This is a genomic window from Cupriavidus sp. PET2-C1 (assembly GCF_054515855.1).
The window spans coordinates 3,547,355-3,561,554 of sequence record NZ_CM137259.1; the positions used below are offsets into that span (position 1 = coordinate 3,547,355).

At 63.0% G+C, this 14,200-nt stretch carries 12 protein-coding genes; 2 read left to right on the forward strand and 10 right to left on the reverse strand.

Features of this window, described 5'->3' with window-relative positions; genetic code table 11:
- Positions 1–4: 4 nt before the first annotated feature.
- A complete protein-coding gene (locus tag ACX12D_RS15980) occupies positions 5–976 on the reverse strand; it encodes an ABC transporter substrate-binding protein (RefSeq protein WP_459371891.1) in 972 nt (323 codons plus the stop codon).
- 442 nt (positions 977–1,418) lie between these two features.
- Positions 1,419–2,399, reverse strand: coding sequence for an NAD-dependent epimerase/dehydratase family protein (locus ACX12D_RS15985; protein ID WP_459371893.1), 981 nt, complete (start codon positions 2,397–2,399; stop codon positions 1,419–1,421).
- A 9-nt stretch (positions 2,400–2,408) separates the two neighbouring features.
- Between ACX12D_RS15985 and ACX12D_RS15990 the strand changes: the two genes are divergently transcribed.
- Positions 2,409–3,482 carry a CDP-6-deoxy-delta-3,4-glucoseen reductase gene (locus ACX12D_RS15990; protein ID WP_459371895.1) on the forward strand — a complete coding sequence of 358 codons (1,074 nt, stop codon included), beginning with the start codon at positions 2,409–2,411 and terminating at the stop codon, positions 3,480–3,482.
- Between the two features lie 265 nt (positions 3,483–3,747).
- Positions 3,748–4,935 (forward strand): acetylornithine transaminase, encoded by a 1,188-nt coding sequence (locus tag ACX12D_RS15995; protein WP_459371896.1) that lies wholly within the window; start codon positions 3,748–3,750, stop codon positions 4,933–4,935.
- A gap of 111 nt (positions 4,936–5,046) precedes the next feature.
- On the opposite strand, the gene ACX12D_RS16000 is transcribed toward ACX12D_RS15995, so the two are convergent.
- The 8 genes from ACX12D_RS16000 to ltrA form a co-directional block, all read right to left on the reverse strand.
- Positions 5,047–5,763, reverse strand: coding sequence for an ABC transporter ATP-binding protein (locus ACX12D_RS16000; RefSeq protein ID WP_459371897.1), 717 nt, complete (start codon positions 5,761–5,763; stop codon positions 5,047–5,049).
- A 15-nt stretch (positions 5,764–5,778) separates the two neighbouring features.
- The gene (locus tag ACX12D_RS16005) at positions 5,779–6,555 is read right to left on the reverse strand and encodes an ABC transporter ATP-binding protein (protein ID WP_441636628.1); all 777 of its coding nucleotides are present in this window, start codon (positions 6,553–6,555) and stop codon (positions 5,779–5,781) included.
- A gap of 13 nt (positions 6,556–6,568) precedes the next feature.
- Positions 6,569–7,729, reverse strand: coding sequence for an ABC transporter permease subunit (locus ACX12D_RS16010; protein WP_441636626.1), 1,161 nt, complete (start codon positions 7,727–7,729; stop codon positions 6,569–6,571).
- Positions 7,730–7,742: 13 nt separating this feature from the next.
- On the reverse strand, positions 7,743–8,678 hold the full coding sequence (locus ACX12D_RS16015; RefSeq protein WP_043349266.1) for a branched-chain amino acid ABC transporter permease: 936 nt from the start codon (positions 8,676–8,678) through the stop codon (positions 7,743–7,745).
- Between the two features lie 208 nt (positions 8,679–8,886).
- A complete protein-coding gene (locus ACX12D_RS16020) occupies positions 8,887–10,092 on the reverse strand; it encodes a branched-chain amino acid ABC transporter substrate-binding protein (RefSeq protein ID WP_441636623.1) in 1,206 nt (401 codons plus the stop codon).
- A 641-nt stretch (positions 10,093–10,733) separates the two neighbouring features.
- Positions 10,734–11,696, reverse strand: coding sequence for a 4-hydroxy-3-methylbut-2-enyl diphosphate reductase (ispH, locus tag ACX12D_RS16025; protein ID WP_459371898.1), 963 nt, complete (start codon positions 11,694–11,696; stop codon positions 10,734–10,736).
- A gap of 51 nt (positions 11,697–11,747) precedes the next feature.
- Positions 11,748–12,245 carry an FKBP-type peptidyl-prolyl cis-trans isomerase gene (locus ACX12D_RS16030; protein WP_459371899.1) on the reverse strand — a complete coding sequence of 166 codons (498 nt, stop codon included), beginning with the start codon at positions 12,243–12,245 and terminating at the stop codon, positions 11,748–11,750.
- Between the two features lie 110 nt (positions 12,246–12,355).
- A complete protein-coding gene (ltrA, locus tag ACX12D_RS16035; protein WP_459371900.1) occupies positions 12,356–14,059 on the reverse strand; it encodes a group II intron reverse transcriptase/maturase in 1,704 nt (567 codons plus the stop codon).
- Between the last annotated feature and the right edge of the window lie 141 nt (positions 14,060–14,200).

The following is a 14,200-nucleotide window of genomic DNA, read 5'->3' on the forward strand; positions in this document are numbered from 1 at the left end:
CTCGTTACTTGATAAAGCGCGCGTCGTACAGCGCCGTGACGTCCGGCACCTGGCGAATTACGCCGATCTCCAGCAGCACCTGCGCCGCTTCCTTGCTGAAGCTGGCCAGCTCGCCGCCGAAGAATTTGCGGTTGGCGTCACGATCCTGCCAGCGCAGGTAGGCGGACGACTTGGCGAACTGCTCGCCGCTTTGCTTGACCGCCGCGCCCATGATGTCGTTAGCCTTGGCCGGGTCCTGCTTGATCATGTCGAGCGCTTCGAAGTAGCTGTCCACCAGCGCTTGCGCGGCCTTGGGATTGTCCTTGAGCCACTTGGGCGCGCAGCCCAGCGTGTCCATCACCATCGGGTAGTCCAGCGTGGTGGCGAGGATCTTGCCCTTGTCCGGGTTCTGGCGCACCGACGACAGGTACGGCTCATACGTCATGGCCGCATCGTTCTGGCCCGAGACGAAGGCCTGCGCGGCGGCTTGCGGCGACAGCGTGGTGGTCTTCACATCCTTCAGGCTCATGCCGTTCTTCTTGAGCATCCAGGCCAGGCCGAAGTAAGGCGCGGTGCCCGGCGCGTCCACGCCGATGGTCTTGCCCTTGAGGTCGGCAAAGCCTTTGACGTCACCGCGCACGGCCAGGCCGTCGGCGCCGTAGGACTTGTCGAGCTGCACGATCTGGGTGATGGGCACGCCGTTGGCGTTCCAGGCCACATGGGTCTCGACCGTGGTGGCGGCGCACTGGATGGCGCCCGAGGCGAGTGCCAGGTGGCGGTCCTTCTGCGGAATCATCTTGATGTCGACGTCGACACCATGCTTCTTGAAGATGCCCGCCTTGTCAGCCAGCGTCAGCGGCGCGAAGCCGGTCCAGCCGCTCATGCCCAGCGTGACCTGCGTGGCTTGCGCTTGCGCGGTGCCTGCGGCACCCAGCGTGGCGACCACTGCTGCAACGGCGACGGCTAGCGGCTTACCGCTACGGATACGAAATCCCATCTTCCTGGCTCCTTTGGTGTGATGCGAACGGGGCCGCGCCAGCGTTGGCGGCGGCCGGACCGCCCGGCTCGGGCGGCGCCGTACTTGCGGCGCCGGTCATTTGCCAGGCAATTTAGCAACCCTGTATATACAAGTCAATGCAGTAGTTAACCCGAGGCGAAACGCAGAACTGGCGTGGCCGGCACTTACGCACCGCCTGGTCTGGAACGGCACGAAACGAGCACAAGACGGGCAAAAGACGGGCACAAAATGGCCGCATTACGGGATCAGGCGGGTGCACGCCAATGCCCGTTGACGGGGCATCCGGCCCTTGCCGCTTTCGCCTCCGCGCACCAGAGCCGCGCACGGTTACGCTGAATGCATCCCTTGCTGTCTATACAGGATCGAGCGGCAACACCAATGCAAACGGCGTGCCACCGGGCGATGCCGAGAGCACCCGAATTCAGGCGTCGAAAAAGGAGGCCACGGTGGGATAGCGCAGCCGCAGGCGCAGCTCGCGTTTGAGACGGGCGTTTTCCAGCCGGCGCGATTCGCTCATAAAGCTGAGCAAGGTTGGCTCCACGGCTTCGCGCAGTTGCGCGCGCGCAAGGCGCGGCGGGCGGGGCAGGCCGCGGCGGTCGGCCACCAGGTCGAAGTAATCGGCCATGCGCATTTCCGAATCGTCGCTGGCATGCACCACCCGCTGCGCGCGGCCGCGGAACAGCGACGCCACCATGGTGCGGGCCAGGTCTTGGGCATGGATGTGGTTGGTATAGACGTCGTCCTGCGGCGCCAGCGCCGGCGTGCCCTTGGCCAGACGGGCCAGCGGCAGCCGGTCCTCGCCATAGATGCCGGGGATGCGCACGATGGAAGCACGCCAGCCGGCATGGCGGCCAAAGTCCCGCACGGCCTGCTCGGCCGCCACGCGGCGCCGGGCGCGCGCGGTCTGCGGGCGCACCGCCTGCGATTCCGCCAGCCTGGCGCCGCCCCGGTCGCCATACACGCCCGAGGTGCTGGCATAGACGAACGCGGGCGGCGCGGCGCTTCGGCCAGACCTGCCGTAGCGTCGGTCGGGTAGAATAGCGGGCTTGGCAGACCATCCGCCAGGCCGCGCGGCGGACTGCCGCCAGGCACCGCGCCGCAAGGCGCGCAGCAGCGCCAGCGTGCGGGGATCGCTCTCGCCGCGGGACGGCGGCGGCGCCAGGTGCAGCACCTTGTCGGCCAGCCCGGACAGACGCGCCAGCGTGGCGGGCCGGTCCAGGTCGGCTACCAGCGGCACGGCGCCGTTGTCCCGCAGTTCAGTGCGGCGGGACGGCTGCGAAGTGATGGCAAAGACGCGCCAGCGCGTCGATAGAATACGCAGGCAACGCGTGCCCACATCCCCACAGCCAACGATGAGTAGGCGCGGGCGACCCAGGCGGCGTCGCGACAGATTTTTGCTCATAGAGTGATTATGGCTTATCAAGTTACCGTCATGCCCAGCGGCCGCACGTTCGAAGCGGCCGCGGATGAAACCATCCTTACCGCGGCCCTGCGCCACAGCATTGGCCTGCCCTACGGCTGCAAGAACGGCGCATGCGGATCCTGCAAGGGCCGTGTCACCGCTGGCGGCATCGAGCAGGGCGATCATGCCGCTTCCGCGCTGTCCGCGCAGGAAAAGACCGAGGGCCGCGCGCTGTTCTGCTGCGCCAAGCCCACCTCGGACATCACCATCGAATGCCGCGAGGTGCAAGGCGCCGGCGACATCCCCATCAAGAAGGTGCCGTGCCGCGTCGCCACGCTGGAACGCGTGGCCGACGACGTCATCGTGACCCGCCTGCAACTGCCCGCCACCGAGCGCATGCAGTTCCTGGCCGGCCAGTATGTCGAGTTCCTGCTGCGCGACGGCAAGCGCCGCAGCTACTCCATCGCCACGCCGCCGCACCAGGATGGCCCGATCGAGCTGCACATCCGCCACATGCCCGGCGGCACCTTCACCGACTACGTGTTCGGCGCCAGGGAAGGCCAGCCGGTCATGAAGGAGCGCGACATCCTGCGCTTCGAAGGCCCGCTCGGCAGCTTCTTCCTGCGTGAAGACTCCGACAAGCCCATCATCCTGCTGGCCTCGGGCACCGGCTTCGCGCCGATCAAGGCCATCGTCGAGCACGCGGTCTACACCGGCATCACCCGCCCGATGACGCTGTACTGGGGCGGACGCCGTCCGCGCGATCTCTATATGCACGCGCTGTGCGAGCAATGGGCGCGCGAGCTGCCCAACTTCCGCTACGTGCCGGTGATCTCCAACGCCCAGGACAGCGACGACTGGGACGGCCGCACCGGCTTTGTCCACGAGGCCGTGATGGAAGACCATCCCGACCTGTCCGGTTTCGAGGTCTACGCCTGCGGCGCGCCGGTGATGATCAATGCCGCGCGCAAGGACTTTTCCCTGCGCTGCGACCTGCACGAGGATGCCTTCTTCGCCGACTCGTTCACGTCGGAAGCGGACATGCATCCGGCAGGCTCGGTACCGGCGGCACCGGCGGCCTGAGCGCCCCGCTGCCGTTCCCAAGCTACAACAATGCCCGGCTCCGCCAAAATTCGTTTTGACAGCCGGGCGCATGGCCCTTATATTGGCGGCCATGAACTACGCTATCCACAACCGACGCAGCTACCGTACGTCGCTCCCCACAGGGGTGCCTCGCGGCTGACCGTCCATAGCTTCTGTTCAGGTCAACAAGCCACGGGCAATCCCCGTGGCTTTTTGTTTTTCTGCTCTCCTCTCCCCTGTTTCACGCCGACCCCTGGAGTCCGCCATGGCATTTGCTGAGTACCCCGTCCAATCCCTGATGTACATCACCAACCGGCCCGAGCTCGTCTTTACCGAAGGCAAGGGCTCGTGGCTCACGGATCATAACGGCAAGCGATACCTGGACTTCGTGCAGGGCTGGGCGGTCAACTGCCTGGGACACTCCAACCAGGCCATGATCGACGCGCTGGTTGACCAGTCGAAGAAGCTGTTCAACCCCAGCCCGGCGTTCTACAACGAGCCCATGCTCAAGCTGGCCAGGCAGCTCACCGATGCCAGCTGCTTCGACAAGGTGTTCTTCGCCAACAGCGGCGCGGAAGCCAACGAAGGTGCGATCAAGCTGGCGCGCAAATGGGGCCGCAAGCACAAGAACGGCGCGTTCGAGATCATCACCATGGACCACAGCTTCCACGGCCGCACGCTCGCCACCATGAGCGCGTCGGGCAAGGCCGGCTGGGACACCATCTTCGCGCCGCAGGTGCCGGGCTTCCCCAAGGCCGACCTGAACGACCTGGCCTCGGTCGAAAAGCTGATCAATGACAAGACCGTGGCCATCATGCTGGAGCCGGTGCAGGGCGAAGGCGGCGTGATCCCCGCCTCGCGCGAATTCATGCAAGGCCTGCGCAAGCTGGCCGACCAGCACAAGCTGCTGTTCATCGTCGACGAAGTGCAGACCGGCTGCGGCCGTTGCGGCACCATGTTCGCCTATGAGCTGTCGGGCGTGGAGCCGGACATCATGACGCTGGGCAAGGGCATCGGCGGCGGCGTGCCGCTGGCAGCCCTGCTGTGCAAGGCCGAAGTCGCCAGCTTCGAAGCCGGCGACCAGGGCGGCACCTACAACGGCAACCCGGTGATGACGGCCGTTGGCAGCGCCGTGATCTCGCAGCTGACCGCGCCCGGCTTCCTGCAAAGCGTGCAAGAAAAAGGCGCCTACCTGCGCGAGCAGCTGCTGGCGCTGACGTCCGAGTTCGGCCTGGGCGGCGAACGCGGCGAAGGCCTGCTGCGCGCACTGGTGCTGAACAAGGACATCGGCCCGCAACTGGTGGAGGAAGCGCGCGACATGCAGCCGCAAGGCCTGCTGCTGAATTCGCCGCGCCCCAACCTGCTGCGCTTCATGCCCGCGCTGAACGTGACCATCGAGGAAATCGACCAGATGATCGGCATGCTGCGCTCGCTGCTGAAAAAGCTGGCCTGAGCCTCGTCCTGAAGCCGGCGCGCCGCCGGCCCGGCACCATGAAAAAAGCCCCGCAAATCGCTTGCGGGGCTTTTTTTCCTTGCAGCAAACTGCAGCGTCACTGGCGCAACATCACTCGCCCAGATATGCCGCGCGGACCTTCGGATCGTCCAGCATCTGCTTGGCGTCGCCGCTCATGGTGACGAGACCCGACTCCATCACATAGCCGCGGTGGGCGGCCTGCAGCGCCAGCCGCGCGTTCTGCTCCACCAGCAACACGGTCACGCCCAGCGCGGAGACGTCGCGCACCACCTCGAAGATCTTCGCGACCATGATCGGCGACAGGCCCATCGAGGGCTCGTCCAGCAGCAGCAGCTTGGGCTGGCTCATCAGCGCGCGCGCCATGGCCAGCATCTGCTGCTCGCCGCCCGACATGGTGCCGGCCAGCTGGTTGGCCCGCTCCTTGAGGCGCGGGAAGATGCCGAACATGCGGTCGATGTCGCCCTTGATGCCGGCCTCGTCGGTGCGCGTGTAGGCGCCCATCTGCAGGTTCTCGGTGATGGTCATGCGCGCGAACACGCCGCGGCCTTCCGGCACCATCGCCAGCCCTTGCTTGAGCAGCGTGTAGCTGGGCACGCCCTTGATGGACTTGCCCATGTACTCCACATCGCCGCCGGCCCAGCCCTGCAGGCCGGTGATCGCCTTCATGGTGGTGGTCTTGCCGGCGCCGTTGGCACCGATCAGCGTGACCAGTTCACCGTCCTTGATCTCGAGATCGATGCCCTTGACCGCCTGGATGCCGCCGTACGCGACCTTCAGGCCGGATATCTTCAGTAGTGTTTCTTTCATTGTGTCTTTCCCCCGTCAGTGCGCCGGGGTACCGAGGTAAGCCTCGATCACCGCTGGATTGCTCTGGACTTCGTGCGGCAGGCCTTGCGCGATCACCTTGCCGTAGTCGAGCACGGTCAGGCGGTTGCACAGGCCCATCACCAGCTTCACGTCGTGCTCGATCAGCAGGATGGTCTTGCCATCGCTGCGGATCTTGTCGAGCAGGCCGCGCAGTTCCACCTTCTCGGTAGCGTTCATGCCGGCAGCCGGCTCATCGAGCGCCAGCAGCTTGGGCTCGGTGGCCAGCGCCCGTGCGATTTCCAGGCGGCGCTGGTGGCCGTAGGACAGGTTGCGCGAGGTGAAGTGCGCGTACTTGCCGATGCCGACATAGTCCAGCAGGTCGTGAGCCCAGTCTTCCACCGACTCTTCTTCGCGCCGCACCGAGGGCGGACGGAATACCGCGCCAAGCAGGCCCGCCTTGGTGCGCACGTGCCGGCCCACCATCACGTTTTCCAGCGCGGTCATCTCGCCGAACAGGCGGATGTTCTGGAAGGTGCGGGCAATCCCGGCCTTGGCGACTTCGTGCACGGCGGTCGGCTGGTAGGCCTTGCCGCCCAGCACGAACTCGCCGGAGTCCGGCGTGTACAGGCCGGTAATCACGTTGAAGAAGGTGGTCTTGCCGGCCCCGTTGGGACCGATCAAGCCGTAGATCTCACCCGGCTCGATCTGCAGGCCCACATCGGACAGTGCCTGCAGACCGCCGAATCGCTTGTTGACCCCCTGTACCGACAGGAGGAGATTCTCGTTGCTCATGATGTCCTCCTGGTCAGAAACGGCCAACGCTGCCCGGGCGGCGGATCACCGGCCGGTCTTCCTTGCGCGGCGACGGCCACAGGCCCGCCGGGCGATACAGCATCACACCCACCAGGGCCAGCCCGAACAACAGCTGGCGCAACACTTCGGCGTCGACGATGGTATGGCCGAAGAGCATGTTCTGCGCCGGCTCCGCCACGGCGCGCAGCAGTTCCTGGAAACCCACCAGCAAGATACCGCCCAGGATCACGCCGGGAATGTGACCCATGCCGCCCAGCACCACGATGGCCAGGATGTAGATGGACTCCCACAGCACAAACGACTCAGGCGACACGAAGCCTTGGAAGGCACCGAACACCGCGCCCGACGCGCCGCCGAACGACGCGCCCATGGCAAAGGCCAGCAGCTTGATGTTGCGGGTGTTGATGCCCATCGCCTTGGCGGCGATCTCGTCTTCGCGGATGGCCACGAAGGCGCGGCCGATGCGCGAGTTCTGCAAGCGCAGGCAGATGAACACGATGGCGATCACCAGCACCACCAGCAGGTAGTAGTACATGAACACCGGCGTGAACTTCAGCCCGAAGATCTCGTGCGACTTGGAGAAATCGAAGCCAAAGATGTGGACCGGATCCACCGCGGTGATCCCCTTCGGGCCATTGGTGATGTTGAGCGGCCGGTCGAGGTTGTTCAGGAAGATGCGGATGATCTCGCCAAAGCCCAGGGTCACGATAGCGAGGTAGTCGCCGCGCAGCTTGAGCGTTGGCGCGCCGAGCAGCACGCCGAAAGTCGCCGCCACCAGCACGGCCAGCGGCAGCACGAACCACATGGAGACGTGAAAGCCATGCGGGAAGAGCTGGTGGATCCACTCGAACTGGTTGGCCAGGTGGGGCGAGCCCAGCAAGGCCATCATGTATGCGCCGACGGCATAGAAAGCGATGTAGCCGAGGTCGAGCAGGCCGGCAAAGCCCACCACGATGTTCAGGCCAAGCGCCAGCATGATGTAGATCAGCGCGAAATCGAGCACGCGCACCCAGTAGTTACCGCCCAGGGTCTGCACCAGGAACGGGGCGCACAAGGCGATGACCAGGAAGCCAAGCAACGCGGCCATGGTCTTGGCCGGCGTCTTGGTCAGCGGCGCAGCCTGCGCCGCCGGGGATGGAATCGGGGTATTCATGGATTCTCTCTCCTTAGGCGCGTTCGGAAACCCGCTCGCCCATGATGCCGGACGGACGGAATACAAGGACGATGATCAGCACGATGAAGGCGAACACGTCCTGGTAGTTGGAGCCAAACACCCCGTTGGTGAGATCGCCGATATAGCCGGCGCCCAGCGCTTCGATCAGGCCCAGCAGCATGCCGCCGACCATGGCGCCGGCAAGGTTGCCGATGCCGCCCAGCACTGCGGCGGTGAACGCCTTCAGGCCCGGGATGAAGCCCATGTAGAAGTGCGCATTGCCGTAGTTGGTCGCCATCATCACGCCGGCCAGCGCAGCCAGCGCCGCACCGATCATGAAGGTGGCCGAGATCACGAAGTTCGGGTTCACGCCCATCAGGCCCGCCACCTTCTGGTTCTCGGCGGTGGCGCGCATCGCGCGGCCCAGCTTGGTGCGGTTGACGAGGGTCAGCAGGCCCGCCATGACCATCAGCGCCATGCCGATGATGACGATTTCCTTGCCCGTGATGGTGGCGCCGGTCGAACCGATATCGATCGGCGACGAGGGCAGCAGCTGCGGGAAGGTCAGCGGGTTACGCGACCAGATCATCATCGCCAGGGTCTGCAGGATGATGGACACACCGATAGCGGTAATCAGCGGGGCTAGCCGGGGCGCGTTGCGCAACGGCCGGTAGGCGACCCGCTCGATGGTGTAGGCCAGCGCGGCGCAAACCGGCATGGCAATCAGCGTGGCAATCACCAGCGTGAGCCACTCCGGCAAGCCGGGGAAGAACTTCTGCAAGCCAAGAATGGCTGACAGGGCGGTCAGCGCGCCGATCATCAGCACGTCGCCGTGGGCGAAGTTGATGATCCCGAGAATGCCGTAGACCATGGTGTAGCCGAGTGCGATCAGCGCATAGATGCTGCCGAGCACCAGACCGTTCACGATCTGCTGGATAAAGATATCCATGAAAACTCCTTGCTTCCGTCCAAATTCCCTCGACATGGTGTGGATGTCGGGGGGACGTTGATATGTGGGTGGTTTGGTAGTGTCGATATTTGCTGGTAAGCGGCCTGCCTACTCCACCCATGGTAAGGATGCTGCACGTATGGCAAGGCTAAAAAAACGGCACCGCAACATACTCGCGGTGCCGTTCGGATGGGCCGGTAAGCCCGGTTTACATCTTCACGACGTCAAGGACGGTCTTCTTCTTGTCCTTGTACTCGTACAACGTGATGGTGCCTTCCTTCATGTCGCCCTTTTCATCGAAGGCGATGTTGCCGATCAGGCCCTTGTAGTTCGTCTTGGGCATCTCGGCCAGGATGGCCGCCGGCTCGGTCGAGTTGGCGCGCTTCATGGCGTCAACGATGACCATGACGGCGTCATAGGTGAACGGTGCGTAGATCTGCACCGGCGCATTGAAGCGAGCCTGGTAGCGCTTGTCGAAGTCCGCGCCCTGTTCCATCTTGGACAGCGCCAGACCGGCTTCCGAGCAGATGATGTTGGACACGGCGTCGCCGGCCAGCTCAGCCACCTTGTCGGTACAGACGCCGTCGCCGCCAACGATCTTGGAGCTGATGCCGAGTTCCTTGGCCTGCTTGGCGAACGGGCCGCCGGTGGCGTCCATGCCGCCGTACATGATCACGTCGGGCTTCTTGCCCTTGATCTTGGTCAGAATGGCCTTGAAGTCGGTAGCCTTGTCGTTGGTGGCTTCACGTGCCACCACGTTCACGCCCGAAGCCTTGGCGGTCTTCTCGAACTCGTCGGCCAGGCCCTTGCCGTAGGCAGTGGCATCGTCGACGATGGCCACGGTCTTGGCGTGCAGGCTCTTGGTGGCGTAGTTGGCCAGTGCCGGACCTTGCTGGGCGTCGGTGGCCACCACGCGGAACGTGGTCTTGAAGCCTTGCTTGGTGTAGTCGGGGTTGGTCGACGACGGCGAGATCTGCACGATGCCAGCATCGCTATAGATCTTGGAGGCCGGAATCGATACGCCCGAGTTCAGGTGGCCAACCACGGCCACGACCTTGGCGTCCACCAGCTTCTGCGCCACAGCCGTGCCCGTCTTCGGGTCGCCTGCGTCGTCTTCGCCGACCAGTTCGAGCTTGATCTTCTTGCCGTTGATCTCCAGGCCGGTCTTGTTGACCTCTTCCACGGCCAGGCGGGCGCCGTTTTCGTTGTCCTTGCCAAGGTGAGCGATGCCGCCGGTGAGCGGTGCCGCATGGCCGATCTTTACAACGACATCGCCACTGCCTGCTGCCGGCGCGGTGGCCGCCGCAGGAGCCGATGCTGCCGCATCAGCGGGCTTTTCTTCTTTCTTGCCACAAGCAGTAACCAGCGCCACTGCGGCTGCGATCGGCAGAATCTTGGCAAACGTGATTTGCATGAGTGATCTCCTAGGATTCACATGATCAGGGTAAACCAACGCCCCCCGGACGCTTCCCTGAACCGCCTTAGTTTAGTTTCAATTTGAAACGCGCGAATTGTATTCCCTTTTTATACGGATGCAATATGCGACGCAACAACCTGAAGGATTAACCCACCAAATGAGCTAGGGAATTTCCCCAATGCACACATTGGGGCAATTCCCACCTACATGGAGGCTAGCCGTTGATACTAACAAGATTCGTGCCTACCGCTTGCCACAGGTTGGCTTTGCAGCCTTTAAGTCACTTCACGGGGACGCGTATTAAATAGGTGTTTCATTTAATATCAACAGTCTCATTCAAATACAACGAACGAGTGCGCCGGCACCATAATAGGGAAATCCCCAATTACAGGGATTTCCCTTATTTGTCTTTTCAGACAGACAGGTATATGGCCGTTCATGCCGGGCTTGTGCATTATCCAAGGGATAGCAGGCAATATAGAGTGCTATATATTGGTGCAACCCTGGCGAGAGAATGGTGCGCGAAGGCGTGCAACCGGCGCGCGCGAGGTGCGCCTGCCAGGCAGAAGCGGCTGCGCAAAAAGCAACGGCCCGCTAGAGCGGGCCGTTTTGCCAGACGGTCAGGTGAAGCAGGCTGATCAGGCGGACGTGGCCTGTTGCAGGCCGCGTGGCAAGGGGAACGACATCTTCTCCTCGATCCCATCCAGCGCGCGCACGTTGCGCGCACCCAGAAGGTGCAGGCGCGCGACAATGGCCTGCGCCAGTGCCTCGGGGGCGGAGGCGCCGGCGGTCAGCCCGATGCGGCGCTTGCCCGCGATCCATTCCGGCTGGAGCTGATCGGGCGAATCGATCATGTAGGCCGGCACGCCCAGGCGCTCCGCGAGCTCGCGCAAGCGGTTGGAGTTGGAGCTGTTTGGGCTGCCCACCACGATCACCACCTCCACCTGGGGCGCCATGAACTTCACGGCATCCTGGCGGTTCTGGGTGGCGTAGCAGATGTCCTGCTTCTTGGGCTCGCGGATCAGCGGGAAGCGCGCCTTGAGCGCGGCGACGATCTCCAGCGTTTCGTCCACCGACAGCGTGGTCTGGGTCACGAATGCCAGGCGCTCGGGATCCGCTACGTGCAGCTTGGCGACATCCTCGGAAGACTCGACCAGCAGCATGCCGCCTTCGGCCTGCCCCATGGTGCCCTCGACTTCAGGATGGCCCTTGTGGCCGATCATGATGATCTCGCAGCCTTCGGTGCGCATCTTGCCGACTTCCACGTGCACCTTGGTCACCAGCGGGCAGGTCGCATCGAATACGTTCAGGCCGCGCACGGTGGCGTCGGCGCGCACTTCCTTGGATACGCCGTGGGCGCTGAAGATCACGGTCGAGCCGGGCGGCACTTCCTCGAGCTCCTGCACGAAGACCGCGCCCTTGCGGCGCAGGTCCTCCACCACATAGGCGTTGTGGACGATTTCGTGGCGCACGTAAATCGGCGCGCCGTAGCGCGCAAGGGCACGCTCGACGATCTCGATGGCGCGATCCACGCCGGCGCAAAAGCCGCGCGGCTGCGCCATCAGGATCTCGGCATCGGGGGCTGTAGTGGGTTCAGACATGCAAGGATTCGACTCAAGGGTGCCGGCACGACGGCCCGGCCGGTGGTCTGCTTAGAGAATGCCGATCAACTGGACATCGAACAGAATGGTCTGTCCGGCCAGCGGGTGGTTGAAATCGAACAGCGCCGACGTCGTGCCGATCTCCTTGAGCACACCGGCGTACTTTCCGCCGCCGGGCGCGTTGAATTCAACCAGGTCGCCCGGCGCGTAGTCCTCTTCAAACGACGAGTTCTCGCGCAGCGTCGCCAGCGAAACCCGTTGCAGCAGATCGGGGTTGCGCGGGCCGAAGGCGTGCTCCGGCGCCAGCCGGTAAGTCATGCGCTCGCCCTCCGGCATGCCCAGCAGCGCCTGCTCCAGTGTAGGCGCGAATTGGCCTTGCCCAAGCAGCAGCGTGGCCGGCTTCTCCGCGAAGGTACTGACGATCTCAGTGCCGTTCTCCATGGAGATGCTGTAGTGAAGGGTCAGGAAGGAGTCCGCCTGCACGGTCTTGCGGCCATCCACGGTGCCGTCCCCATCCGCCGGGCCGGAAGCAAAAGTTTGCAAAGTCATAGGTGCTCAACCAGTGTTGGGTAGGGACAGGTCCTTGCGGACCCATCCCCCCCTCAGAACCGTACGTGCGAGTTTCCTCGCATACGGCTCAAGCCTACACAAAAACACCTTCAGATCGAAGGTACCGGCTTCACAACAGAGAGGCCGTGGTTATGTACTTGAACATGACAGTTCGGATGCAGCAGCACGCGATTTCCTAGAGCATCCGATCCCCCGCTAACGCGGTAGACGATGTGGTGATCATGCCACCCAGTCTCTTTGGTCATCTTGCACTGACAGAGCGCACACAATCCTCGCTGGGACATGTAGAGCTTAATCCATCGCTTCCGGTGCGCCATGCTGTTGAGCATGCGTTCCTGCCGCAAGGCTTCGCCGTACATCTCCTGCGCCGGGTCAAAGGGGTTGAATTCGCCTTTGACTTTCTTGTGACGCTTGATGGCTGTTCCCGCAAGCGAGTACAACGCCATCAGCACCTCACTATCGTCGCTTTTCGTGACAGTGGTTCCAAACACCCAGTTCCGCTGACCCTCAGATACGAAATACTTAGCTCGTACCCAGTCGGCCCTCTTCCCCGGATGTCTCCGCTTTGCCCATCGCCAGATAGCACGAAATATGTCGTGCCCCAGACGATTGAACGCCGCCTTCGCAACAACAGGGCTGTGATACTGCGCCCAGCCCCTCAGCATCGGGTTCAACAGCCGAATTAGCTCCGACTGCTTCACCGTCTTGTGGCTACTTATGACCTCCTTCACCTTGCGATAGAACGCTTGCACATTCCTCTTGCTCGGCTTGATGAGCAGCGTTCCCGAGTACTTCCGGAAATTCCACCCTAAGAAGTCAAAACCTTCCGCAATGTTGACGATACGCGTTTTCTCCGTCGATAGCGTCAGTCCCCTTACCGCCAGGAACTGCTCCACCCATGGCTTCACTTCGCGCTCTAGTACTTCCGGCGTACTGCCGGTGATCACGAAGTCATCCGCATACCGCACTACATTCACTTTCAGCTTCTTCGTGTTGGCGACCCCCAGCTTTGTCCCTAAGAACTTCACTAGTTGCTCTTCCAACCCGTTTAGCGCCACGTTTGCCAGCGTTGGGGAGATGATGCCTCCCTGCGGCGTTCCAGCATCGGTTGCCTGAAACTGGCCCTGAAATACCACGCCAGCCTTCAACCACTTCCGGAGGATCACTCTGTCCATCAGGACATTGTTTTCCAGCCAGTCATGACTGATATGGTCGAAGCAGCCTTTGATATCCCCTTCCAGAATCCATTGGGCCGAGGCCTTTTTGGACAGGTTCAGGAACAGCTGGGACATGGCATCCGCCGTTGAACGATTGATTCGGAACCCATACGAGTTCGGATCGCTCGTCCCTTCGGACACCGGCTCCAGCGCCAGCAGGTATAGCGCCTGCATGGCTCGATCCAACATGGTCGGAATGCCTAGTGGGCGTTCCTTCCCATTGGCCTTAGGGATGTAGACCCGCCGCAATGGCATGGGCCGATACCCTCGGCGCTTCAACTTCCCGATGGCTTCCCACCGGGATTCAGGCGAATCCCACAGCACACGATCAACGCCTGCCGTTTTCTTCCCACGATTTTCCGTCACTCGCCGGACCGCCGATGCCTTGGCGGACCACGAGCGGGTCAGCGATCGTTGCAGAGCTTTCACCCTGCGCCAATCCCTGTCCTGCGTTGCCTTCGCAATTCGTATCTGCATCTCCCGAACGTTCCGTTCCACTCGGCGCCAATTGATGGCATCCCAGCATTGCGGTGCGCCGGAGAGCGCAGATTCATCCTCTCGGATCAACTCTTCCATGCTGCTCTCCTGTCTTGAGAATTCTTCCCAAAATCCAGAGACAACATGCCCCTGAGGGAATGTTGTCCCTCAGGGAAGAAACTTCGGTTTCAAGCGAGATCTGTCAGTCGTCCTGCGACGATAGACCCGTTGGAAGTCTGC

Bases quoted from the DNA above. Each gene is read 5' to 3' on its own strand.
- ACX12D_RS15980 (WP_459371891.1), bottom strand. From the start codon at position 976: ATGGGATTTCGTATCCGTAGCGGTAAGCCGCTAGCCGTCGCCGTTGCA.
- ACX12D_RS15985 (WP_459371893.1), bottom strand. From the start codon at position 2,399: ATGAGCAAAAATCTGTCGCGACGCCGCCTGGGTCGCCCGCGCCTACTC.
- ACX12D_RS15990 (WP_459371895.1), top strand. From the start codon at position 2,409: ATGGCTTATCAAGTTACCGTCATGCCCAGCGGCCGCACGTTCGAAGCG.
- ACX12D_RS15995 (WP_459371896.1), top strand. From the start codon at position 3,748: ATGGCATTTGCTGAGTACCCCGTCCAATCCCTGATGTACATCACCAAC.
- ACX12D_RS16000 (WP_459371897.1), bottom strand. From the start codon at position 5,763: ATGAAAGAAACACTACTGAAGATATCCGGCCTGAAGGTCGCGTACGGC.
- ACX12D_RS16005 (WP_441636628.1), bottom strand. From the start codon at position 6,555: ATGAGCAACGAGAATCTCCTCCTGTCGGTACAGGGGGTCAACAAGCGA.
- ACX12D_RS16010 (WP_441636626.1), bottom strand. From the start codon at position 7,729: ATGAATACCCCGATTCCATCCCCGGCGGCGCAGGCTGCGCCGCTGACC.
- ACX12D_RS16015 (WP_043349266.1), bottom strand. From the start codon at position 8,678: ATGGATATCTTTATCCAGCAGATCGTGAACGGTCTGGTGCTCGGCAGC.
- ACX12D_RS16020 (WP_441636623.1), bottom strand. From the start codon at position 10,092: ATGCAAATCACGTTTGCCAAGATTCTGCCGATCGCAGCCGCAGTGGCG.
- ispH (WP_459371898.1), bottom strand. From the start codon at position 11,696: ATGTCTGAACCCACTACAGCCCCCGATGCCGAGATCCTGATGGCGCAG.
- ACX12D_RS16030 (WP_459371899.1), bottom strand. From the start codon at position 12,245: ATGACTTTGCAAACTTTTGCTTCCGGCCCGGCGGATGGGGACGGCACC.
- ltrA (WP_459371900.1), bottom strand. From the start codon at position 14,059: ATGGAAGAGTTGATCCGAGAGGATGAATCTGCGCTCTCCGGCGCACCG.